The organism is Photorhabdus antumapuensis (genome assembly GCF_020387775.1).
In the GTDB taxonomy this organism is placed as follows: domain Bacteria; phylum Pseudomonadota; class Gammaproteobacteria; order Enterobacterales; family Enterobacteriaceae; genus Photorhabdus; species Photorhabdus antumapuensis.
In genome coordinates this window covers 121,024-144,127 of record NZ_JAHZMK010000014.1, presented here as the reverse complement: position 1 = coordinate 144,127, position 23,104 = coordinate 121,024, and the positions used below count along the sequence as shown (strand labels likewise).

The following is a 23,104-nucleotide window of genomic DNA, read 5'->3' as shown; positions in this document are numbered from 1 at the left end:
TGCTATCCTGAGACTATCAGCGCATACTGACCAGCGTTTGCAGGATCTGATCTTGGGTTTTAATGGTTTGCGCACTGGATTGATAGTTGCGCTGAGCGACAATCATATTAACCAGTTCTTGGCTCATATCGACGTTGGATGCTTCCAACGAGCCACTGAGCAATTTGCCAAAACCGCCAGAATCCGCAATGCCAACCACTGGGCTGCCTGACGCCCCCGTCTCTATCCAAACGTTGTCACCCTGTGCTGCCAGCCCCTCTGGGTTAGCAAAGTTAGTCAGAACGACCTGACCTAATAATTGAGATTGCTTATTGGAATAGGTACCGATGACACGGCCATCTTGCTCAATACGGTAACCATCGAATTCACCTGCGGCATAACCGTCTTGCTTAAGTGCCGATATGCTATCAGCATCAATTTTCTGCTGTTTACTGCCATTAAAATCAATCGTGATATCAGCGGCATTAGAGCCATTCAGAGAAGGAACATTAAAGGTAAACTGATTATTGTCACCAATCAGTTTACCATTGCCATCAAATTTCAACGTCCCCAACGAAGCGGCTTTAGCGCCTTCAACCGAACTATCCTGAGCATGAACCTGCCATTCGTTATCATTCGTTTTCACAAAGAAAACCCTGATACCATGTGGGTTACCCAAGCTATCAAAGGTGGTAACACTGGTAGGATAGTTATAAGAATCCTTATCTTCTGGCGAGAAACCATTTGTCGGTTTTTTATGCATCGAATTAAGGTTGGTTGTCATCGTCACCTTAGTTGTTGCTTTAGCCGACAGTATACCTTGAGGTATTGTAATCGGCTCTGGGTTAGCCCCTTTCTGAATCTCCGGCGCACCGCCATTGATACCGACTGCGGGATAGCCGGTCAGTTTCATGCCTTGCATGTTGATGATATTGCGGTTCTCATCCAGCTTGAATTGACCGTTACGGGAATAGTAAATCCCACCATCACCACCTTGCAGGCGGAAAAAACCATTCTGAGTAATCGCCAGATCAAGTGGGCGATTCGTTGTCGTCGGCGTACCATCTTTAAAATTCTGATTAACACCCGATATTTTTACCCCCAAACCCACTTGAGAACCGGCAAAAATGTCAGAAAAAGCAACTGTGCTGGATTTAAAGCCATAGGTCGCCGCGTTAGCGATATTATTACCAATAACATCCAAATTACCTGCCGCCGCATTCAAACCACTTACTGCTTGTGAAAAGGCCATATTTCTTCTCCGTTAAAATACTTGTTTGTTAAAGAATCTGACGTACCTGATCCATCGTGACAGTACCGATCCGTCCTAGATCTAACTTAGCGCCGTCCGCATCACGAGTAACGCCATTCACAGTCGCGAACCTCAGTGGCTGAAACACTCTCTGCTCGCCTTTATAGCTAGCAGTAATGGTGAAGTTATAAGCACCATCCTCAACATGAGTGCCATCCTCTTTTTTGCCATCCCAAGGGAGGAAGCTATGGACACCCGCTTCCAATCCACCGATATCAATTTGGTGTACAACAGTCCCTTGTTTATCCGTAATGGTGACTTTCACACTATCCGCGGGCCTTTCCAACTCAATACCAAATGGTGTCGTACTGACGTTCCCAGCTTCTTTGTTTAAACCAGCCAAAATGGTATTCCCAGGGATCATTACGCCTCGTCCAATGAGGGCTGATGCCTGCAAAGATTGATTGTTATTAATCTGACCAACAATGGACCCTACCGTGGTATTCAGCTTTTCGATCCCCTCTAGCATGTTAATCTGCGCTAAATGGGCTGTTAGCTCATTGTTCTGCATCGGGTTAGTTGGATCCTGGTTTTTTACTTGCGCGAGCAGCAATTGCATAAAATTGCTATTCAGCTCTTCGCTGTTCTTCTTTGTCTTGCTGTTCTGGGCCAACTCCCTGACCGTAGTGTTATCCTGAGATCCGTTTATTGAATTGGTGATTGCCATGCGTCGCTCCTGTTACTGACCTAACGTTAATGTTTTCAGCATTATCGATTTAGTGGTATTAAGCACCTCAACGTTGGCTTGATAGCTACGGGAAGCCGAAATGGTGTTAATCATTTCCCCGACCACATCAACGTTTGGCATCCGCACATAACCCTTTTCATCAGCCAATGGGTGTCCCGGCTGATACTCAAGGCGGAAAGGAGTAGGATCATCCACAATTTCACTGACCCGCACACCGCCTGTTTCCTGCCCTACCGGTGCAGCCACTCGAAAAACTACCTGTTTAGCCCGGTATGGCTGGCCATCAGGCCCCGCAACACTATCAGCATTCGCCATATTACTGGCACTGACATTTAATCGCTGGGATTGAGCTGATAATGCCGAGCCGGCAATATCAAAAACACTGAGTAAAGACATGGACTTTATCCTTGCTGTAAGACTGACATCATGCTTTTAACCTGAGAGCTGGTCGCTGTCAGTTCAGCCTGATATTTCAGGCTGTTATCCATAAAATTGCCACGTTCCATATCCATATCCACCGTGTTGCCATCCATCGCTGGCTGATAAGGCACCCGATACAGTAAATCCATCTCCATTCTCTTCTGAGGCTGAATAGGAATATGCCGATCGGATGTCAGCGTCAGCCCAATCCCGTTTCCGGTGACCCGACCGTGTGCAATGGTTTTTTTCAGTTGTGTAGCGAAATCAATATCCCGCGCCTGATAGCCAGGCGTATCCGCATTGGCAATGTTAGCGGACAATATTTCTTGTCGCCGGGTTCGCAATGACAGAGCTTCCTGCTGAAAATGAAAGGCTGCATCTAATTTATCGAGCATATTCCTCCCTCTGATGTGACTTACCTGGGTTGTGACCTTAATAGCGCCGTTCGCGATCGCGAAGTTCGCAGTAAACAGAATAAACGCAGAAAGAAAAGCCTATCGGATGAATAGACACTAATTGAATTGCTATTTATCCCATTGACCGATTTTCAATACAGGTACACTGTGCGTTACTAAACAGCGGCGTATTGACCTACGGAAATAATGAGAGCGAGAAGATGCCAGCTATAAATATTATCGGGCTATTCGCATTTTTCTTTATGACTTCGCTGGCATGGGGCAATAATTTACCTCAAGCTATAGAACATTATTTTCAGCAGATACACCGGGATAATCATCATAAAGTTTCGGTTAACATCAAAACACCTGAACAACAATGGCCCCAATGTGAATGGCCGGAAATTCAACCCCCTATCGGCGGTCAAAACCGGGGAAACCTCTCTTTACCCGTTATCTGCCATCAACAACGCAAATTTATCCAAGTCGCTGTCAGTGTGACAGGAAATTATCTGGTTACCCGCCGAGCTATCTCGCGTAATGATGTTTTATCAGATAAAGATTTTCAGGTCAGAAGTGGATTACTGGAAAAACTACCGCATGATCTGGTTATTAACAAAAATAAGATAAAAAACAGTATTGCGATACGTAACATCCCGGCGGGGCAGGCGATTACGCATAATATGTTACGCCGCCCGTGGGTTGTACGGTCAGGCCAGAGTGTGGCGGTGATTGTACAGGGAAATGGCTTTCAGATACGCAACGAAGGGAAAGCTATTAATAACGCCGCTATTTCTGATAAAGTCAGGGTTCGAATGAATTCAGGGCACGTTATAACCGGTCAGGCATTAGAAAACGGCAATGTAAAAATCATGTTATAAGTTCTAAAGTTTTCTCTTACTGTGCCGATATAACCAGCAGAGCACGATTTGCAGGTATGCAAATGGCATGTAACCTGCTCCGATCCATAGGTGAACCTATGCCTGGCCATAAAGGATAATGATTATGAGTATCGAACGCACTCACCCCTTATTAGCTATCGCTGCTGTTCAACAGCGACCTACTAATGAAAGCAGCGCCCAGGGCACCCGAAAAACCTCTGGCGTTACCTTACAAAGCAGTGATGCACAAGTAAAACTGAGCGAAGCACAAACAAAACTGGTTCAGCCGAGCAGCCAGGATATTAATATTCAAAAGGTGCAAAAGTTGAAAGAAGCGATTGCTCAGGGAACCTTAAAAATGAACAGCGGTAAAATCGCAGATGCCCTGCTCAAAGAAGCCGCCGAAAACTTTCAGTACGATAAGAAATAATTAAACCCGCTATGGAAGAACTGCAACAATTATTCGAACAGCAAGTGACCTATTTGACCTCGCTGACCCAAACTATGGTGGAAGAACAGCGCATTCTGTGTGAGGGTTTTATTGAAGCACGGGGTTTGCACCAGGTAACAGAACGAAAAAATTTTTTGTTATCTGCGCTTAGCCATTCAGAACAGCAACGTCTTAATTTGAGCAAAACATTAAACGTCATCGCGCCTTATGATAAGCAACCTGTACTCGCCACATTATGGCAACAGATCGGCAAAGCGGTTACTCAGATTCGTGATTTAAACACCCATAACGGTTTGTTATTAACCCAACATCTTGAACTCAACAGCCAAGCTATCGCTTTTCTAAAAAGCCACCATAGCCCTTCTCTTTATGGCTCAGATGGTCAAGCTGCCCGTCTCTCTATGCTTTCCGGCCATAGAGCTCAGGTTTAATTAAGTGCATTACCGCCCATTGCGGTAGTGCTACTTTTTATTGTTTTGATCGTATTTGTAAGCACCACCCTCCTGTTCAAACCGGGCTTCGTATCTGCTCACAGAGTCCTCAAGCATGAACAATTCAAACGAAATGTACTGTGAAACGGTTGTTGCAATCAGAGAAGAACGGATTAGCAAAAATCACCGTTTGTAAACCAACGTAACAATTGCTCAACAATAACGTTTTGCGTGTTGCAAAAATATACTGCAAAATAGGAATAAGCAACAACGGGGAATTATCACAAATCGGGCTAATGGATTAACAACGAGAGCACCCTTCATTTCATTGATCTATATTGGGAATAACACATTGATGCACAAAAAACTAAAAAAAAGCAAATCGAGCGGACAACAGATGCCAAAAACACCTCAGCAACAATTCAAAACTTACTGGACGTCCATCGAAAAATACCAGTTGAAGATCGCCAAGTTACAACAGCAGCAAGATAAACTGTTTATGCGCTTTCAACAGGAAGTCTTACCGGTAGAGCATCAATATATGCAGTCCAGATATGATAAAGCAGCGCGGTTGCTTTCATTTGCCGATAAAAAATCGCTGGGGAAAAACCAACGAAGAGAATTATTTTCCTGGATAGAAGAAGAGCTCGCTGAGTTATGTACTTACCCCTTTAACGAAAACCTCGATCTCAATAAGTTGACCGATCACTTTTCCAATCTTCATGCGTTTAAAGAAGAGGAAATTCCGACACCAGAACAGATGGCTGAGATCCGGCAGACTTTTGGTGAATATTTTGATCTTAATGAAGAAATATCTGATGAAGAATTACTTGATATGATAAAAAATCCCGAAAAAATGCGTTCCACCATAGAACAGCGTTTTCAACGGGAATCAGAACATTTCCACGATGAATATGATGCAGAAGAGACCACTGACTTCGATCCTGCGGCAGAAGACCAGAAAAAACTGGATTCTTTGTTTAAATCGCAGGAAGTGAGCCAAATGTATAGAAAAATAGCCAAGGTACTGCATCCAGATCGTGAACAGGATTTAGATGAGAAAAAGAAAAAAAACCAATTGATGGTACAGTTATCACAAGCCAAGAAAGATAATGATGTCTGGACGATAATAAACATGTACCACAAGTACATTGATCCAACTTTCAGTTTTAACAGCCGGGATATATCCGACATCAATAAATTGCTCAAAGCACGTATAGATATATTAGCCAATGAACTTAATCAGCTAAAAAAATCTGATTCGTTACCGGGCATAATTTGGCGCACGCTGGGAGACGAAACATCGAAGGCAATAGAGAATAACCTCCGCGAACATTGCAAAAAATTGCGGCAAAATATAGAAAACGAAATCCAGTTGCGCGAAAGCCTACGCTCACTCACTGTACTAAAAAGCTACCTTGCAGAACGACGTGATGCCTTTGAATTTGAACAGGAAATGATTGACTATTTTTTCAAACAATATTGAATCCGCTGAGTCTGACGTAAATTTCAGCGGCTTACTTATATAGTTTACCGACCATTAGCCGCGCACTGCGTCAGTGCATCACCACCCATTGTGGTAGTCCCATTTCCTTGTAATATATACAAAAAATGGGGCTATCCTAGATTAGACCATCATTTGATATTCTCAAAAACATAAACTGCACCGGCTTTGGGCTTAGAATCGACACTCTCTACTACTGCACCAACAGCAAAACTTGTCCCCGCCTTATTCAGGCAGGCAACCTTACCAAGACCCTTGAAATAGTCTGGAGGACCTGAAGGGTCCAGAATCTCAATAGGTGTTTCCATATTCCACTTATTATTCAGACAGGTATATACATACACACTGGAAGCCGCCCACACTACCAGACGATTTCCCACACCATTCAGTTCGATAGCGCTGCCAAAATACGTTACGCCGCTAGGAGCCGAAAACCTAATGGGATTTTCTTTATCCCAGATCCCATTTGTGCGCGTATACAGATAAACCTTCAAATTATCATCCGCCCCCACCGCCAGACGATCTCCCTCTGCATTCAGGCTAAAAGCCCTGCTAAGACCACGTGAGCTATCTTCAGGGGCCTCGAACTTAATGGGGTTTTCACTATCCCAGATCCCATTCGTGCGTGTATACACATAAATCATGCCTCTTAGCTCGTAACTATCGTGGCAATGCACCGCCAGACAGTTTCCCGCAGCACTCAGGCGAGCAATCCAGCCAAACTCATAAGAATTCGAAGGGACCGGAAACTTAATGGGATTTTCTCTATCCCAGATCCCGTTCGTGCGTGTAAACATATGGAACGTAGAGTGGTATATGCCCCCAGCCACCAGACAGTCTCCTGCTGCGTTCAAGCTGACATTCACACCAAATAATTCACTGGCGCCCGGAGCCGGAAACCAAACAGGATTTATTGCATCCCAGACGCCATTCGTGCGTGTATATACACCAACCATCTTTCCGCCATCAGCGGGCGCTCTATTTCCCAACGCCAAGCAATCTCCCGCTGCATCCAGACTGACATTAAATAAAGAGCTATAATATTCATTATGAATAAGCTCAAGCACAATAGGCGTGCTTGTACTCCACTCACCACTCTTCCGGCGCGTATATACACAGACTTTATTACCCATCCCAACCGCTAAACAGTCTCCCGCAGCATTCATGCTAACAGAACCGCCGAAGGATTCATTCTTCTTAGGAGTGGTAGAAACAATACGCGTCATCATGGTGCGTTTCAAACCCAATACCCGCGTGATCTCTATCCGCTCACGCCGAGATAAACTGAAAAAATCCGCAAACTGAACCTGCCGAGCAGCATCCAATTTCAGATACCCTCCCCCATCAAAAGAGAGTCCACCTTCTGGCTTCAGCGATAAGGCCAAAGCGCCTTGATTAGGGTTCAACCCGCCAGAATGGCGAATGTTAAGGGCCAGTTTTCCTTTACCATCTCGTTTCAACCCTGCGGTTGGGCCATCCCCCTGAGCGCCATCAATGATTTCATATGCCTTATATGCCTCATCAATCAAGTAGGAAAATGCTTCCGGCATAAGTCGCACACCAGACTTAAAACTCGCTTTCAATGAGCCAACGGTATTAATTTCTTTATCAGTCATCACATTTCCCCAAAAGCCAGCCGTATTAGATAGTCACCGTCATCTGTCTTCTGTATGGGCATCAATTGATATTCTCAAAGATATAAACTGCACCGGCTTTGAGCTTAAAATCGACACTCTCTGACGTTGCGCTAACAACCAAACTCGTCCCCGCCTTATTCAGGCCGATAGGCCCACCAAAACCATTTAAATTATCTGAATTGCCTGAAGGGTTCAAAATCTCCATAGGTGTTTCCATATTCCACTTATCATTCAGACAGGTATACACATACACCCGGGAAGCCGCCCCCACTGCCAGACGATCCCCCGCAGCATTCAGTTCGAGAAAATCGCCAAAATATACGTCACTTGTAGGAGCCGAAAACTTAATGGGATTTTCTCTATCCCAGACCCCATTCATGCGCGTATACAGATAAATCTCCCTAACAACATTAGTGGATTGATAAGAACTTGAACCCACCACCAGACGATCTCCCTCTGCATTCAGGCTAAAAACCTTGGTAAAACGACGTAATTCATCTTTAGGGGCCATAAACTTAATGGGGTTTTCTCTATCCCAGATCCCATTCGTGCGTGTATACACATAAATCGTGCTTATTGTGGAATCATCGTAACCATGCACCGCCAGACAGTTTCCTGCGGCACTCAGGCGGACAGCCTTGCCAAATTCATAAGAACTCGAAGGGACCGGAAACTTAATGGGATTTTCGCTATCCCAGATCCCGTTCGTGCGTGTAAACATATGGAACGTAGAATGTAACGCAGATTTGAATTCGCACCCAGTCACCAGACAATCTCCCGCTGCGCTCAAGCTGACACCCAGGCCAAAGAATTCAATGCGGCTCGGAGCCGGAAACCAAACGGGCTTTCTTACATTCCAGACGCCATTTGCACGCATATGTACACCAACCCTCTGTCTGAACCTATTTGCCAACGCTAGGCAATCTCCCGCCGCATTCAGACTGACATCCCATGAAGAATCACTTTGATAAGACTCAAGCACAATAGGCGTGCTTGTATTCCACTCACCACTCTTCCGGCGCGTATATATACAGATTTTAGTATTCATCCCAACCGCTAAACGGTCTCCCACTGCATTCAAGCTAACAGAATAGCCAAAGGATTCACGCGCCTCGGGAGAGAGAGTGGGAGAAACAATACGCGTCATCATGGTGCGTTTCAAACCCAACACCCGCGTGATCTCCATCCGCTCACGCCTCGATAAACTGAAAAAATCCGCAAACTGAACCTGCCGAGCAGCATCCAATTTCAGATACCCTCCCCCATCAAAAGAGAGTCCACCTTCTGGCTTCAGCGATAAGGCCAAAGCGCCTTGATTAGGGTTCAACCCGCCAGAATGGCGAATGTTAAGGGCCAGTTTTCCTTTACCATCTCGTTTCAGCCCTGCGGTCGGGCCATCACCCTGAGCGCCATCAATGATTTCATATGCCTTATATGCCTCATCAATCAAGTGGGAAAATGCTTCCGGCATAAGCCGCACACCAGACTTAAAACTCGCTTTCAATGAGCCAACAGTACTAATTTCTTTATCAGTCATCACATTTCCCCAAAAACCATATTAGACTATCAGTGCCATCGGTTTCTGTTAATGCTTTATCCACTTCGTTAAAGTCGATGGAGTTAAGCGACGGTACTGACCACGAAATACACTACAATTAATTCCTTCACACCTTTTAACTCGATATCCTGCGGCTTGGCGTCACTTAACTTCGCTTATTGCCTCAGGTATGTTGCTGTCTTCGAAAAACATATCTCCGATGACCTGGCTTAATATTTAACTTGAATATGTCATTCGCTTTTCGTATAGCACAATCTGATATTATTAAGCATTATGGAAATGTAAATTTTTGCCAATTATTTAATAAAAAATTAATTGTTTTTATAAAATTTCACATAAAAGTATATCGTTTAAATAATAACTCAACAACTATTATTATCTATTATCGCAACAACCATAAAGTTAATTATACTCAAATCAATCCATTAAAAAATTTACTGAAAAAACATAAAATAATCAATAACAAACCAAAATAGTATTATTTAAAAACAACCCTTTAATTATCATTAAATAAATGTATTTCATTTTAATTTTCAAGGAAAATTTAGCATATACTTAAATAATATCAAAATCATAATTACCACCAAATTAAATACAATATAAAATTATCCGAAATGATAACACCACGTCCTTTTACAATATATCCCTGTCATGTTTAATTAATTTTTCTTAGATTTTATCGTGCGCTTATTTCCCCTGTTTTAAGGTGAAAAGCGAACTAATTGTTAGATACTCATATTCTGTTGTGCGCCGCCAATAACCTTACAATAAAGAACAGTTGAATTAATTTAACGTGGATGAAATGCCAAGGGTAGAAGATAATATCCAGCTTAGTGATTATAGCCATCATTTGATATTCTCAAAAACATAAACTGCACCGGCTTGGGGTTGAGAATCGACACTCTCTACTACTGCACCAACAGCAAAACTTGTCCCCGCCTTATTCAGGCAGACAGCCTGACCAAAACCATTTAAATTGTCTGAATTGCCTGAAGGGTTCAAAATCTCCATCGGTGTTTCCATATTCCACTTATTATTCAGACAGGTATATACATACACCCTGGCAGCTGCCCCCACTGCCAGACGATCCCCCGCAGCATTCAGTTCGAGAGAGCGTCCAAAATCTATTACGTCACTTGCAGGAACCGAAAACTTAATAGGATTTTCGCTATCCCAAATCCCATTCGTGCGCGTATACAGATAAACTTTTCCATTAGTAATGGGAAAATAATCACGCACCTCCCCTACCGCCAGACGATCTCCCTCTGCATTCAGGCTAAAAACCTTGCCAAAACGGGATGAGCTGCCTTCAGGGAGCTTGAGCTTAATCGGGTTTTCGCTATCCCAGCTCCCATTCGTGCGTGTATACACATAAATCGTGCCTCTTATGTAACCAGAAGAAGGATCCTCTCCAAACACTGCCAGACAGTTTCCCGCAGCACTAAGGTGGGCAGCCCAACCAAATTCATAAGAACCCGAAGGGACCGGAAATTTAATGGGATTTTCTCTATCCCAGATCCCGTTCGTGCGTGTAAACATATGGAACGTAGAGGAGTATATGCCCCCAGCCACCAGACAGTCTCCTGCTGCGCTCAAGCTGACATTAATACCAAAGTATTCTCTGGCGTCCAGAGCCGGAAACCAAACGGGATTTCTTGCATCCCAGACGCCATTCGTGCGTGTATATACACCAACCATCATGCTGGCATTAGCAGGCCCTCGATTTCCCAACGCCAGGCAATCTCCCGCCGCATCCAGACTGACATCCCATGAAGATCCAAAATAATCATTTTGATAAGGCTCAAGCACAATAGGCGTGCTTGTATTCCACTCACCACTCTTCCGGCGCGTATATACACAGACTTTATTAATCATCCCAACCGCTAAGCAGTCCCCCGCCGCATTCATGCTAACATAATCGCCAAAGCTCTCCTTCGCTTTAGGGGAAGGAGAAACAATACGCGTCACTATGGTGCGTTTTAAACCCAATAACTGCGCGATCTCCATCCGCTCCTGCCGCGATAAACTGAAAAAATCCGCAAACTGAACCTGCCGATCGGCAACCAATTTCAGATACCCTCCCCCACCAAAAGAGAGCCCACCTTCTGGCTTCAATGATAGCGCCAAAGCGCCTTGATTAGGGTTCAACCCGCCAGAATGGTGAGTGTTGAGGGCCAGTTTTCCTTTGCTATCTCGTTTCAGCCCTGCGATCGGGCCATCACCCTGAGCGCCATCAATGATTTCATATGCCTTATATGCCTCATCAATTAAGTGGGAAAAGGCTTCAGGCATAAGTCGCACACCAGACTTAAAACTCACTTTCAATGAGTCAACAGTACTAATTTCTTTATCAGTCATAATATGTCCTCAAAAGCCGTATTAGACAGTCACCGTCATCTGTTCTCTGTTCTCTGTTCTCTGTCCTCCGTTTTCTGTCCTCTGTCTTCATTTGACATTCTCAAAGATACAAACTGCACCAGCTTCAGGCGCAGAACCAACCTTGGTTAAAACCGCACCAACCGCCAAACTCGTCCCTAACTTATTCAAACTGACAGCCTTACCAAAACCATTTACATTATCTAAATTGCCTGAAGGGTCCAAAATCTCGATAGGTGTTTCCATATTCCATTTACCATTCAGATAGGTATACACATACACCCGGGAAGCCGCCCCCACTGCCAGACGGTCTCCCGCATCATTCAGTTTGATAGCGCAGCCAAAATACGTTACGCCACTTGCAGGAGCCGAAAATTTAATGGGATTTTGTGTATCCCAGATCCCATTCGTGCGCGTATACAGATAAACCTTCCCATTAATAATGGGTGAATCATCATCCGCCCCCACCGCCAGACGATCTCCCTCTGCATTCAGGCTAAAAACCTTGCCAAAACCGGGTGAGCTATCTTCAGGGGGATGGAACCTAATGTAGCTTTCGTCCCAAGTCCCATTCGTGCGTGTATACACACAAACCATGTTTATTGCAGGAGAAGGATAATTAATATTGGTACCATGCACCGCCAGACAGTTTCCCGAAGCACTCAGACAAATCATGGCAACCTCGTTACCATAATCCGAAAAATAAAGCTTAATGGGGTTATCTCTGTCCCAGATCCCATTCGTGCGTGTATACACATAGAGCTGAGATCTGTCTCCCCCCACCACCAGACAGTCTCCTACTGCGCTCAAGCTGACATTTACATCATAGCCGCTATAAGAACGCTGGATTGGAAACACAATGGGGTTTTTTGTATCCCAGACGCCATTCGTGCGCATATACACACAAGCATCCATTTTATAAACATCGGTTTCTCTTAAGTATCCCACTGCCAGGCTATCTCCCTCCGCATCCAGACTGACATTCCATGAAGCACTGCGATATTTATCACCATAAGCCTCAAACACAATGGGCGTGCTTGTATTCCACCACTCATCCTTCCGGCACATATACAAATAGAGTACTTTCCCCATCCCAACCACTAAGCAATCTCCCGTCGCGTTCAAGCTAACAGAAGTGCCAAAGCGTTCATTCTCTTTGGGGGAAGGAGCAACAATACGCGTCATCTTGGTGTTGGTACTGCGTTTCAAACCCAACAACTGTGCGATCTCCATCCGCTCCCGCCGCGATAAACTGAAAAAATCGGCAAACTGAACTTGCCGATCGGCATCCAATTTCAGACGCCTTCCTCCATCAAAAGAAAACCCACCGTCTGGCTTTAGTGACAACGCCAAAGCCCTCTGTTCAAGGTTTAACCCGCCAGAATGGTGAGTGTTGAGGGCCAGTTTTCCTTTGTCATCTCGTTTCAGCCCTGCGGTCGGGCCATCACCCTTATCACCATCAATGATTTCATATGCCTTATATGCCTCATCAATCAAGAGGGAAAATGCTTCAGGCGTGGGCGGAACACCAGACTTAAAACTCGCTTTCAATGAGTCAACAGAACTAATTTCTTTATCAGTCATAATATTTCCTCAAAAGCCGTATTAGACAGTCACCGTCATCTGTTTTCTGTTCCCTGTTTTCTGCCTTTTGTCTCAGCATTCAATAACAACCCGGCAATTTGTTTCCGTGTCTCCTCAGGAAGCAATTTAAAAGCTTGTGCTGAAACCGCTACAGTACCATCCACCGACAACGCCCCAGATTTATCCAACATCAATCCCCCATTGGGCTGTAGCCTTAACGCAAGCCCTCCCGGTTCCACCGCGATGCCATCGCCAGTCTTAACCGCCAAACGGTTGTCGATAATCTGCAATCCGACCCCCGGATGATAAGCTTGATCACCATCCTGCCAACCAAAAAGCTGTCGCCACAATGTGGCCCAATCAATCAGTGAATAAAATGCAGCCTCAGTCGGGATCTTGCCAGGGGCGAAGTGGGTACTAAGCTGGCTGACCGTTTCATCTGTTATCTCTTTCGCCATCGTCTTTTCCTCATTTAGCTAGTCGTAAAGGTAAACTTTCCCTTCTCCACTTTTCCAGCCACTGGCGCCAATCGCCAACGTATTGCCGTCACCGCTAAGACAAACACCGGCGCCAAATTTATGGTTTGATTCCCCATCCAGCTCCAGTAACCTGCCCTGCATAATCCATTGTTCATCCTGATAGCTAAACCACCATACCGCACCGGTTTGCACACCTGTGTCATTTTTACCAACAGGTGTTGACACCACCAGTATCTGGCCGTCACTACTCAATGACAACTCGCTGCCAAACCTTTCTCCGGCTGTCACCGCTTCTCTCAGTATCCCTATAACTTGCCATCCATTACGATGACGCTGGTACAAATAAACCGCACCAATATTGCCCTTCTCTCCCGGACACCCCACCGCCAAAATATCGCCGCTATCGCTCAGGCTGAGACTGGCGCCAAAATCGTCATTGCTGATGGTTAAAGGCGAAGTCAGCGAATTGAGTGGCAGTTGCGGCTGCCAGTATTCCCCATGACGATGAAATATCGTCACTTCACCATTACCATTACGCCCCGTTGCCGCCACTGCCAAGGTTGAACCATCCGCACTCAAGCTTAGTTTGCCGCCAAACATATCGCCCTGTGCCGGAGAAGCTAAGGTCAGACGCTCACCAAGCTGTGACCATTTCTTCCCGTCATACTGATAAAGATACACTGCGCCGCAGTTAGCCAATAAACCCGATCTCCAGCCATAAGAGCCTACCGCTAATAGTGTGCCATCCGCGCTCAAGCTCACAGCGCAACCGAAATGCTGCTGAACGTTCGCCTCACTAAGCCAAAGTTTGGCCGATTTTTCCCACGCGCCATTTGCCAATCTATGATAAACGAACACTGAGCCATGCCCGCCATCACTGTTTCGGTTATCAATACCCACCGCGAGAACATTACCATTTCGATTCAGACTTAGCGCTCTGCCGCCATAACCACTGACGTAATCAGCGAATTGCTGCCGCCAACCGTTATCGGTATAAGAAAATAGATATACAGGTTCCTTAGCCTCTGCCCCACTAAGCGCGATAGTTTTCCCATCGCCGCTGACACTGACAACAGCGCCAAGGTTTTTATTGTTACCATTAGTCGGCAAATCAAACGCGGGCAATTGCACCTTACTGGCTGCCATCTCCTCAGCATGAATCAGCCAACGGTAAAGTTCTCGTTGTTGTTCCTCTGTAAAACTCTCAAACAATTCCAGCGACAATTTAAAGTCAGGGCGTAACCCCAATTCGCCATTAATAAACTGTAAGCCGCTGTCCTTATCAATATTGACCGCAATTTCACGGTCTTCCCCGATATGCATCCCTTCTCCGGGATTCACTAAGAGTAAATTCACCTCATCCAGATCTCGGTTCAATCCTGCCCCTGGATTATTATCGACCTGACTAGGGTCCAGCCCGGCCAAACGCCGACCTTCCGCCGCTATTTGCACCAATTGAGTATAATTTTCACTTTTCGGCAAAGAATATAATTTAAACCAGGACTTAACTTCTTCTTTATCCAACAAATTATTTTCGCTGGATGCAGATATCTTATTGTGAGCCATTGATACCTCCAATGCAGAATGACAGATAAATTAACGTTGCCACACCTCGTTCTATTCTTTTACTTTCGAGATAAACAATATTCTGCCTTTATCCCCCGCTTGACGTTTCTCTTCATTCTAACTGGCCGCTTTACCGATAAACTTTGCCGAATCGTCTGGCATGGCAATATGTTTAGCCCCTAAACGGGCATTCCTTCTCTGGGTACAAACAGCACCTCTGCGGCTTTTAGCTGCTCGTAGTCTTTCTTACTCCAGAAGAATTCTTTATCGGCAAACTTCGCCAAATCATCGGGTGTGGCAACATGTTTAATCCCCACACCGCGTATTTTTTCTGCGGGTATAAACAACACCCTTATAGCTTCCATCTGTTGGTAGGTTTTCTCATTCCAATAGCCTTCTTCATCAACAAACTTCGCCAAATTATCGGGCGTAGCGACATATTTAATTCCCAGACCAGGTGGAGTTTCTCCCGCCGGTGTAAACAGCACTTCCGCAGTTTTCATCTGCTCATAGGTTTCTTTATTCCAGAAGAGTGCTTGATCGGCAAACTTCACCAGATCATCGGGCGTGGCAACATGTATCACGACAATATCTTCTTGATGTAGCGGCGGATCAGTGGACATAAGTTCCCCCCATTAATAAAGTCAGACCTTGGTTAATGTGTTATAGCTAATGCTGCCCTCGAAAGACGCGCTCCCGATGACTCTTATTTAATATTTAACTTGACTACGCTATTCGTTTTTCGCATGACACAACCAGCTATATTTAAGCATTATAGAAAAGTGAATTTTTGCCAGTTATTTGATGAAAATTTAATTGCTTTTTTTTAGAAATCTCATATAAAAAGATATTGTTTAAATAATATTTCGCTAGTATCGCAATAACTATTAATTTAATTATATTTAAATTAATCAACCAAGAATTTCATTATAAAAAACATAATAATCAATGACACTTATATACCCAATGGATTTCAAGTTGCATCGCGACGGCAAAGGAACGAATCCCCGGAAGCATAGATAACTATGTGACCGGGGTGAGTGAGTGCAGCCAACAAAGAGGCAGCTTGAAAGATGACGGGTATAAATGTTACATATTTACACCAAGCTATCTCATTGCTAAATAATAAAAAAATTTTACTTTAATAATTAAGAAAATATCGCATATACCTAATAGATTATTTCCCAAATATCTTGGTTTTAGCTGGTATTCCATCTGAAAATTTCGTACCACTCCAATCTATCCGATTGGGTGGTATACCAAATTTTTTCCACGTTAATTTAACAGGCACTCCAAGTATGCATGCAGCAATAAACCGATGCTGGCCATCCATTATGTGAGTAAGCCCCGTCTGGCTATTGCGCCAGACAACGATTGATATTGGATTTCCCTTTGTTTTGAAGCTTGCTATTTTTTCGTCAACAACTTTTTGAAAAACTTCTGCTTGAGCGGGTAGTGGTGCATAATTCCCAATATCCCTTCGTCCTACAGGACTGCCTTTTAATATTGATGTGTCATATGTGTCCTCATTTCCTTTTAGTTGAGGTCCGTTTTCTGTTTTTCTTAATGTTACGGGATTTAACATATTTTTATACATATTTAACTCTCATCCTTTTGAATTGTGTAGGGCATCAGATATTACTGAATTTTCTTTTTTCGTCACCATATTTGGTGTATTATTTTTTATCTTCCCTTTATCATTATTTTATTCAGCATTTGACTGTTTAGCCCGTTATTTATTATTCTCATTCAGTATAATTTGATCTATTTTTAAGCTATTACGAAAATTTTTTTAATATCAGCCACGGGCATAACATCATCATTTATGAATTTCAAATAATACCCTTTTTCTATTTATCGGAATAATCCAAGAAAGTTTATTTATCTTTTGATAATAGATTATCTTTATCAACCTCTGAGTCCATTGACGATTATTATTTAATAATGAAAAAACCGAAGTGAATAAAAATCACTTCGGTGATACTTGTAAAAAAATGTGCCAAGAGAAAAATCTCTCTCTACATCTGAATTTTCAAGAAAGAATAATAAGAGCCATTTTGGAATAAAATGGCCCACTATGCTATTGATACAGCTATCCGTTACCACCAATCGTCGCCGTCATACGAATTTGACGGTTATCGCTGATTTCAAGATTAGATAAAACCACCAATTGAGGCAAAGTTCTACGCAAGAAACGCGATAACAGCGGGCGCAATACATGATTAACCAACAGTACCGGTGGCGCGCCCAGCATTTCCTGACGTTGTAGTGCTTCCGTCGCCTGCCGTTGCAAATTATCCGCTAATCCAGGTTCCAGACCGCCACCATTTTGTAACGCCTGAATTAACAAACGCTCAAGGCTCGCATCCAATCCGATGACCTGAATTTCCTGCGCTCCGGGGAACCACTGTTGAGCAATTGCCCGGCCAAGTGCGATTCTGACCAAAGATGTCAACTCATAGGGATCAGTTTGCCCAGGTGCATGTTCAGCCAAGGTTTCAATAATTGTCCGCATGTCCCGGATAGGTACCTGTTCAGACAAGAGATTTTGAAGCACTTTATGCAAGGTTGTCAGATTAACAACATCAGGAATAAAGTCCTCAGTCAGTTTAGGCATCTCCTGACTGACTCGCTCAAACAGTTGCTGAGCTTCCTGACGGCCAAACAGTTCATTGGCATATTGCGTCAACAGATGATTCATATGGGTCGCAACCACCGTACTGGCTGCAACCACTGTGTATCCCTGAACCTGAGCTTGCTCTCTGAGGCTATCATCAATCCAAACCGCAGAGAGCCCAAACGCCGGATCTTTCGTGATATCACCTTGCAATTCGCCTACTGCGCCACCGGGGTTAATCGCCAGCCAGCGCCCCGGATGCGCTTCACCACGACCAATTTCTACTCCTTTCATCAGAATACGGTAGCCAGCCGGAGCCAGTTCAAGGTTATCCCGGATATGAACTACGGGGGGTAAATATCCCATCTCCTGAGCAAATTTCTTACGAATTCCGCTGATTCTCCCCAGTAATTCACCATTCTGACGAAAATCAACCATCGGAATCAGACGATAACCCACTTCCATACCCAAAGGATCTTCAAGCTGAACATCGGACCATGAAGCTTCTGATGTCTGCTGCTGTTCTTCTATTTTTGGTTTTTCTGCATTTATCGTCGGCGCATCAGTACGGCGATAGAGATACCAGCCAAGACCGGCCAATGCCGCAGTAAACAACAGGAAAACAAAATTGGGCATTCCCGGTACCATGCCCAACAATCCGAGAACACCCGCACTCAACATCATCACTCTGGGATTGTTGAACAGTTGAGTCACCATCTGCTGACCAACATCCTGGTCCGTTGCCACGCGGGTAACAATAACACCAGCCGCAGTAGAAATAATGAGAGCAGGTAATTGTGCAACCAAACCATCACCAATGGTTAACAGGGTATACGCTTCTCCCGCATCCCCCAAACTCATACCATGTTGGGCTACACCAACAATTAAGCCACCAACAACGTTGATAACCAGGATCATCAATCCCGCAATCGCGTCGCCACGCACAAACTTACTGGCACCATCCATCGAACCATAAAAATCCGATTCCTGCGTCACTTCAGCACGGCGTTTCTTCGCTTCTTCTTCACCAATTAATCCGGCATTTAAATCGGCATCAATTGCCATCTGTTTACCCGGCATACCATCCAGCACAAAACGGGCGCCCACTTCGGCAATCCTTCCTGCACCTTTAGTAATGACCATAAAGTTAATCAATACCAAGATGATAAATACCACAATACCAATAGCGAAATTGCCACCAACCAGAAAATGGCCAAATGCCTCTACAACGTGCCCCGCCGCCGCAGAACCAGTATGCCCTTCCAATAAAATGATACGGGTTGAAGCTACGTTAAGAGATAAACGCAATAACGTGGAGAACAGCAAAATGGTCGGAAATGCGGCAAAATCCAGTGTACGTCGGGTAAACATCGCCACCAGCAACACCATGATTGATAGTGCTATGTTAAATGTAAACAGTAAATCAAGCATGAATGGCGGCAATGGCAATACCATCATCGACAAAATCAAGAGGATCAATACCGGCCCGGCAAGCATTTGCCATTGCGAGCCTTTCATATTGCCCGGTAAACGAAGTATAGAGGCCAGATTAGCCATGACGATTATTTTCTCCAGCAAAATCCAGTGCTGGCGGCACTGGCAAATTTTCAGGTTTCTTCGGCTTCAAGCCGCCTTCCCGTTTCCAACGTTTCAATTGGTAGATCCAAGCAAGGACTTCCGCGACTGCCGCATAAAGTGTCGCAGGGATTTGCCCGCCAACTTCACTATGGCGATAAAGCGCCCTGGCAAGTGGCGGAGCCTCAAGTAATGGAATACGATTTTCTGTACCGATTTCTTTAATACGCAAAGCAATTATTCCCGCCCCTTTCGCCAATACTTTTGGCGCACTCATTGCTTTTTCATCATATTTCAGCGCAACAGCATAGTGAGTTGGGTTGGTGACAATCACATCCGCTTTCGGTACATCTGCCATCATACGCTGACGGGCAGCCGCCCGTTGTTGCTGACGGATGCGCGCTTTAACATGTGGGTCCCCCTCTTGTTCTTTAAATTCATCCTTTATTTCCTGCCGGGTCATTCTCAGTTTTTTCAAATGGCTGTATATCTGGTAAACAACATCGAAAGCCACCATCGGTATCAACATGAAAACAACCACATAACCAGCGAATATCAGCATTTGCATAGCATCATCCAGTGCCAACAGTGGCGGTTGAGCTATGAGCCGTAACATGGCAGGCCAGTTCATCCAAAGGAACAAAGCAGCACCAATACCGACAAATCCCGCTTTAAGTAGTGCTTTGAATAATTCCGCCAACGCATTCATTGAAAAAATACGTTTCAGGCCAGAAATGGGATTCAATTTTTTCGGATCAAATTTAATGGATTTGGTACTGAACACTAATCCACCCAATAGCGCGGGGGCACTTAGTGCAACTAACACTAATCCAGCAAAAACCGGCAACAAAGCCAAAACAGCCTGTTGGAGCAATCTGCCAATCTGTTGAACCATCTGCTTATCATTGCTAACTACATTGTGATCAAAACTAAACCCTTCAAACACCATCAATGACAATTCATGCGTCATTGACTGACCACTCATCCAGAGCAAACTTAAACCACTGGTCAACATCAATATAGAACTCAGCTCTCTGGAGCGGGCTATCTGCCCCTCTTTTCGGGCTTTTTCCCGTTTATGGGACGTGGGTTCTTCTGTTTTCTCAAGATCGCTATCTTCAGCCACGGCTTTCCTTGTCAGATTTTCAAACGCTATCGATCAGAAAATATGGAATCAAATGGCTGTTAGCATGACAAAAGAGAAAAAATCCGATGGCTGAAACAATGGGAAATTTGGCCGGGTATTTGTGGGATCAAGTTCAATAGTATGGGCAGCCTCAGATAACCAAACGACTGGCGGCAAATGCGATTAATGTAAGAACCAACAACGTTGTACTTTCCAAAACCAATGATAATGATAATGATAAAGCTCCCTAATCAAACCTTTATCCACCGGATATCAAAGTTAAAGGTAAAAAGTTTGATCTTATCTTCACCAATTGCGGAACTTTTCTATATCTCTTTAACTCAAATCTTTTGCATTACCGATCAATTATTGCTTTTTAAGTTGTAACGATATGGTGATTATTTCAGTTAAACAAACGATTAATGTGGTTAGCCCAAGGGGAAGTGAAGTAGATGGCAATAGGGTATTACCTGCTCGTTGGTGACAAAACCACCTGTGGCGGACAAATTATTACGGGTGATCACACCATGACATTCAATGGAATACCGGCCGACGATCTTATGGACGCCGAATGAGCAGGAATTCAAAGTTCCACCTCATACCGGGAACGAGGAACAGCCGTTTATTCCGTCTCAGATAACCGTATTGCCGATCCCGGATAAAGTGGGCAGCAATATTGAATCGTTGCCAATGCCGGAAGAGAAGGATTTTCGCGATTATATTCTGATCCTCCCCATTCCTAATATGCCGCCGGTGTATGTGTATTTGAGTAAGCCTAGAAGTTGATTACCACAAGATGGACACAATTATTATCCTGCCCCAAAAACAGAGGAAATTACTGGAGTTTCTGGGTTACGGTCAGCTAAGAAAAAAACTCCAAAACAAAATGGAGGTGGTAAACGGGATAGATGGGTAGATAGTAAAGGCCGCAGAATTTATGAATGGGACTCTCAGCATGGTGAATTGGAAGTTTACCGAGTAAGTGATGGTGAGCACCTTTGCTCTATAGATTATAAGACTGGGAAAGAGTTAAAACCTGCTATCAAAGGGCGAAGCATTAAACAATATTTGTGAGGTATATAATGGGATTAAAATTAAGATTAGAGTGGTTTGATAAAAAAACAGAATTGGGGGAAGGGTGTGAATATTCCAAAGATTTTGAAGATGATGCTGATGTTATGGTTAGTGGATTAGGAATATCAACAGAAGATAATATAAATAACGGCGGCTTTGACGTGGAATCTAAATGGGTGAGTATTCTACAGATCCATTTCAAGCATCAAATTGATTTATCAGCTTATGATTATCAAATCTCTTTTGATTATCGAGATTTGTGGTAAACAGAGATTCAGCGGATAGTGGGATAGTGATCAATAAACCGCTATCCGTGTTTAACATAAGTTTTCGTTCCATACACGCCAGATCTTGGGTATAAATAAATGTCTGTCAACATTGAAGCATTAATTAATAGCTTAGGTAAAACCTATCAAGAAATTTTTGATAAAGGCTTAATTCCTTATAAAACCAAGCCAACAGGAAATTCTGGAACTGAGTATATATCTCTAGATATGGTTAAAGAAGGTGTTTATCTTGCTTTTAAAAAGAAGAATAAAGTTTTATTTGATGTGACACTTACCCTATTGGATAGTGATAAACCATCATACACATTTCCAAATGAGTTACCATCACCACTGATCTCACATATGTCACGTCAGTGGATCCATGAACAATTCGGATTGCCTGAAAAGTCAAAAGAGCCAAAAGTGATAATGAAGCAAGAGTTTGGATGGGTTGACTTGTACACGATACTAGATTTTCGTATACCAACTAACATGCAAGTTGATTACGATTCATCAGAGCACGTTAAAGAAGTGACTTTTCTACCCACCTCAGAAGTACGTTGGTAATTAATATAAAGATAAGATTTTTCTTAAGAGTCAATTCATTAATCAACAGTTTATAATGTCAAACTGAAAATATCTTATAATAACATTAATATATTTCTTACATAAATTTATTCCTATATTATACTCAAGTCAATTTTGTTGTTATTAGATCACACCCATAACCTATATATGTTTCAAATATATATTTTCATTAATCATTATAAATAACATAGACCTTGAAATCATAAACATTTAATCACTTTCTCACCCTAACATGGAATACTGACTTTCCTAATTTTATCTTGGCTTAATTATTACTAATTTAAGTCAATTTCCATCCGGAAACTCATTACCACCACCCATTGAAATTATTTTCCAATTTAAATATTACATTAAAATAATTTCAATAGTCCTTTCTACTTTTATCATTACAATATAATATTATCTCTAATATATTTCTCCATTTTATTTACAGTAAATCTAATGTTTCATAAGCTAGTACCTGATCCCCTTCATGAAATGCTCATATTATATTAATTGAAAAAATCTCATATCATCCTTTTATCACTCCAATTACTTATCCTGATTTATAATTATCTTCATGAATATCATGGCATTCTCGCGACCCACCAAGCACTA

21 protein-coding genes and 1 pseudogene are annotated in these 23,104 nt (G+C 43.4%); 8 read left to right on the top strand and 14 right to left on the bottom strand.

Annotated features, from left to right (window positions below; translation table 11 throughout):
• Window positions 1-16: 16 nt before the first annotated feature.
• Genes flgE through flgB form a run of 4 tightly spaced genes read right to left on the bottom strand, consistent with a single transcriptional unit; the run spans window position 17 to window position 2,794 of the window.
• A complete protein-coding gene (gene flgE, locus KZ793_RS05185) occupies window positions 17-1,231 on the bottom strand; it encodes a flagellar hook protein FlgE (protein ID WP_088371945.1) in 1,215 nt (404 codons plus the stop codon).
• Window positions 1,232-1,259: 28 nt separating this feature from the next.
• Window positions 1,260-1,958, bottom strand: coding sequence for a flagellar hook assembly protein FlgD (gene flgD, locus KZ793_RS05180; RefSeq protein ID WP_225814078.1), 699 nt, complete (start codon window positions 1,956-1,958; stop codon window positions 1,260-1,262).
• 12 nt (window positions 1,959-1,970) lie between these two features.
• Window positions 1,971-2,375: a flagellar basal body rod protein FlgC gene (gene flgC / locus KZ793_RS05175; RefSeq protein WP_225814077.1), complete on the bottom strand. Its 405-nt coding sequence runs from the start codon at window positions 2,373-2,375 to the stop codon at window positions 1,971-1,973.
• Window positions 2,376-2,380: 5 nt separating this feature from the next.
• Complete coding sequence (gene flgB, locus KZ793_RS05170; protein ID WP_118984342.1) at window positions 2,381-2,794, bottom strand: flagellar basal body rod protein FlgB; 414 nt, start codon at window positions 2,792-2,794, stop codon at window positions 2,381-2,383.
• A 221-nt stretch (window positions 2,795-3,015) separates the two neighbouring features.
• Here flgB and flgA point away from each other — a divergent pair, with 221 nt between their 5' ends.
• From flgA to KZ793_RS05150, 4 genes are all read left to right on the top strand, one after another.
• Window positions 3,016-3,675, top strand: coding sequence for a flagellar basal body P-ring formation chaperone FlgA (gene flgA / locus KZ793_RS05165; RefSeq protein ID WP_225814076.1), 660 nt, complete (start codon window positions 3,016-3,018; stop codon window positions 3,673-3,675).
• A gap of 124 nt (window positions 3,676-3,799) precedes the next feature.
• A complete protein-coding gene (gene flgM / locus KZ793_RS05160; protein ID WP_049582025.1) occupies window positions 3,800-4,105 on the top strand; it encodes a flagellar biosynthesis anti-sigma factor FlgM in 306 nt (101 codons plus the stop codon).
• An 11-nt stretch (window positions 4,106-4,116) separates the two neighbouring features.
• A complete protein-coding gene (locus tag KZ793_RS05155) occupies window positions 4,117-4,557 on the top strand; it encodes a flagella synthesis protein FlgN (protein ID WP_225814075.1) in 441 nt (146 codons plus the stop codon).
• Between the two features lie 397 nt (window positions 4,558-4,954).
• On the top strand, window positions 4,955-6,043 hold the full coding sequence (locus tag KZ793_RS05150) for a hypothetical protein (protein ID WP_225814074.1): 1,089 nt from the start codon (window positions 4,955-4,957) through the stop codon (window positions 6,041-6,043).
• A 149-nt stretch (window positions 6,044-6,192) separates the two neighbouring features.
• Here KZ793_RS05150 and KZ793_RS05145 read toward each other — a convergent pair whose 3' ends face one another.
• From KZ793_RS05145 to flhB, 10 genes are all read right to left on the bottom strand, one after another.
• The gene (locus KZ793_RS05145; protein WP_225814073.1) at window positions 6,193-7,680 is read right to left on the bottom strand and encodes a hypothetical protein; all 1,488 of its coding nucleotides are present in this window, start codon (window positions 7,678-7,680) and stop codon (window positions 6,193-6,195) included.
• Window positions 7,681-7,738: 58 nt separating this feature from the next.
• Window positions 7,739-9,238, bottom strand: coding sequence for a hypothetical protein (locus KZ793_RS05140; RefSeq protein WP_225814072.1), 1,500 nt, complete (start codon window positions 9,236-9,238; stop codon window positions 7,739-7,741).
• Between the two features lie 864 nt (window positions 9,239-10,102).
• Window positions 10,103-11,617, bottom strand: coding sequence for a hypothetical protein (locus tag KZ793_RS05135; protein ID WP_225814337.1), 1,515 nt, complete (start codon window positions 11,615-11,617; stop codon window positions 10,103-10,105).
• Between the two features lie 84 nt (window positions 11,618-11,701).
• Complete coding sequence (locus KZ793_RS05130; RefSeq protein ID WP_225814071.1) at window positions 11,702-13,216, bottom strand: hypothetical protein; 1,515 nt, start codon at window positions 13,214-13,216, stop codon at window positions 11,702-11,704.
• 35 nt (window positions 13,217-13,251) lie between these two features.
• A complete protein-coding gene (locus KZ793_RS05125; protein ID WP_036775748.1) occupies window positions 13,252-13,674 on the bottom strand; it encodes a hypothetical protein in 423 nt (140 codons plus the stop codon).
• Between the two features lie 18 nt (window positions 13,675-13,692).
• Window positions 13,693-15,261: an FG-GAP repeat protein gene (locus tag KZ793_RS05120; RefSeq protein WP_225814069.1), complete on the bottom strand. Its 1,569-nt coding sequence runs from the start codon at window positions 15,259-15,261 to the stop codon at window positions 13,693-13,695.
• A gap of 179 nt (window positions 15,262-15,440) precedes the next feature.
• Window positions 15,441-15,884 (bottom strand): hypothetical protein, encoded by a 444-nt coding sequence (locus tag KZ793_RS05115; protein WP_225814067.1) that lies wholly within the window; start codon window positions 15,882-15,884, stop codon window positions 15,441-15,443.
• Window positions 15,885-16,438: 554 nt separating this feature from the next.
• On the bottom strand, window positions 16,439-16,858 hold the full coding sequence (locus KZ793_RS05110) for a hypothetical protein (protein WP_225814065.1): 420 nt from the start codon (window positions 16,856-16,858) through the stop codon (window positions 16,439-16,441).
• 495 nt (window positions 16,859-17,353) lie between these two features.
• Window positions 17,354-19,435 carry a flagellar biosynthesis protein FlhA gene (gene flhA, locus KZ793_RS05105; RefSeq protein ID WP_225814063.1) on the bottom strand — a complete coding sequence of 694 codons (2,082 nt, stop codon included), beginning with the start codon at window positions 19,433-19,435 and terminating at the stop codon, window positions 17,354-17,356.
• Window positions 19,428-20,579, bottom strand: coding sequence for a flagellar biosynthesis protein FlhB (gene flhB / locus KZ793_RS05100; RefSeq protein ID WP_225814061.1), 1,152 nt, complete (start codon window positions 20,577-20,579; stop codon window positions 19,428-19,430). The genes flhA and flhB overlap by 8 nt, the downstream gene beginning before the upstream one ends.
• Window positions 20,580-21,031: 452 nt before the next feature.
• On the opposite strand from flhB, the gene KZ793_RS22825 reads away from it, so the two are divergent.
• From KZ793_RS22825 to KZ793_RS05080, 4 genes and pseudogenes are all read left to right on the top strand, one after another.
• Window positions 21,032-21,154, top strand: coding sequence for a PAAR domain-containing protein (locus KZ793_RS22825; RefSeq protein ID WP_225814059.1), 123 nt, complete (start codon window positions 21,032-21,034; stop codon window positions 21,152-21,154).
• Window positions 21,129-21,653: pseudogene (locus KZ793_RS05090) on the top strand (colicin E3/pyocin S6 family cytotoxin); the annotation flags it as partial. The gene KZ793_RS22825 and the pseudogene KZ793_RS05090, both read left to right, overlap by 26 nt.
• A gap of 8 nt (window positions 21,654-21,661) precedes the next feature.
• A complete protein-coding gene (locus KZ793_RS05085; RefSeq protein WP_118984414.1) occupies window positions 21,662-21,919 on the top strand; it encodes a colicin E3-like toxin immunity protein in 258 nt (85 codons plus the stop codon).
• A 99-nt stretch (window positions 21,920-22,018) separates the two neighbouring features.
• Window positions 22,019-22,486 carry a DUF6392 family protein gene (locus tag KZ793_RS05080; RefSeq protein ID WP_225814057.1) on the top strand — a complete coding sequence of 156 codons (468 nt, stop codon included), beginning with the start codon at window positions 22,019-22,021 and terminating at the stop codon, window positions 22,484-22,486.
• Window positions 22,487-23,104 lie beyond the last annotated feature (618 nt).

What these genes read in the sequence shown, in the direction of transcription:
- flgD (WP_225814078.1), bottom strand. Translation starts at nt 1,958, where the DNA reads ATGGCAATCACCAATTCAATAAACGGATCTCAGGATAACACTACGGTC.
- flhA (WP_225814063.1), bottom strand. Translation starts at nt 19,435, where the DNA reads ATGGCTAATCTGGCCTCTATACTTCGTTTACCGGGCAATATGAAAGGC.
- flgB (WP_118984342.1), bottom strand. Translation starts at nt 2,794, where the DNA reads ATGCTCGATAAATTAGATGCAGCCTTTCATTTTCAGCAGGAAGCTCTG.
- KZ793_RS22825 (WP_225814059.1), top strand. Translation starts at nt 21,032, where the DNA reads ATGGCAATAGGGTATTACCTGCTCGTTGGTGACAAAACCACCTGTGGC.
- KZ793_RS05125 (WP_036775748.1), bottom strand. Translation starts at nt 13,674, where the DNA reads ATGGCGAAAGAGATAACAGATGAAACGGTCAGCCAGCTTAGTACCCAC.
- flgM (WP_049582025.1), top strand. Translation starts at nt 3,800, where the DNA reads ATGAGTATCGAACGCACTCACCCCTTATTAGCTATCGCTGCTGTTCAA.
- KZ793_RS05130 (WP_225814071.1), bottom strand. Translation starts at nt 13,216, where the DNA reads ATGACTGATAAAGAAATTAGTTCTGTTGACTCATTGAAAGCGAGTTTT.
- flgA (WP_225814076.1), top strand. Translation starts at nt 3,016, where the DNA reads ATGCCAGCTATAAATATTATCGGGCTATTCGCATTTTTCTTTATGACT.
- KZ793_RS05155 (WP_225814075.1), top strand. Translation starts at nt 4,117, where the DNA reads ATGGAAGAACTGCAACAATTATTCGAACAGCAAGTGACCTATTTGACC.
- KZ793_RS05110 (WP_225814065.1), bottom strand. Translation starts at nt 16,858, where the DNA reads ATGTATAAAAATATGTTAAATCCCGTAACATTAAGAAAAACAGAAAAC.
- KZ793_RS05120 (WP_225814069.1), bottom strand. Translation starts at nt 15,261, where the DNA reads ATGGCTCACAATAAGATATCTGCATCCAGCGAAAATAATTTGTTGGAT.
- KZ793_RS05115 (WP_225814067.1), bottom strand. Translation starts at nt 15,884, where the DNA reads ATGTCCACTGATCCGCCGCTACATCAAGAAGATATTGTCGTGATACAT.
- flgE (WP_088371945.1), bottom strand. Translation starts at nt 1,231, where the DNA reads ATGGCCTTTTCACAAGCAGTAAGTGGTTTGAATGCGGCGGCAGGTAAT.
- KZ793_RS05085 (WP_118984414.1), top strand. Translation starts at nt 21,662, where the DNA reads ATGGGATTAAAATTAAGATTAGAGTGGTTTGATAAAAAAACAGAATTG.
- KZ793_RS05080 (WP_225814057.1), top strand. Translation starts at nt 22,019, where the DNA reads ATGTCTGTCAACATTGAAGCATTAATTAATAGCTTAGGTAAAACCTAT.
- flgC (WP_225814077.1), bottom strand. Translation starts at nt 2,375, where the DNA reads ATGTCTTTACTCAGTGTTTTTGATATTGCCGGCTCGGCATTATCAGCT.
- KZ793_RS05150 (WP_225814074.1), top strand. Translation starts at nt 4,955, where the DNA reads ATGCCAAAAACACCTCAGCAACAATTCAAAACTTACTGGACGTCCATC.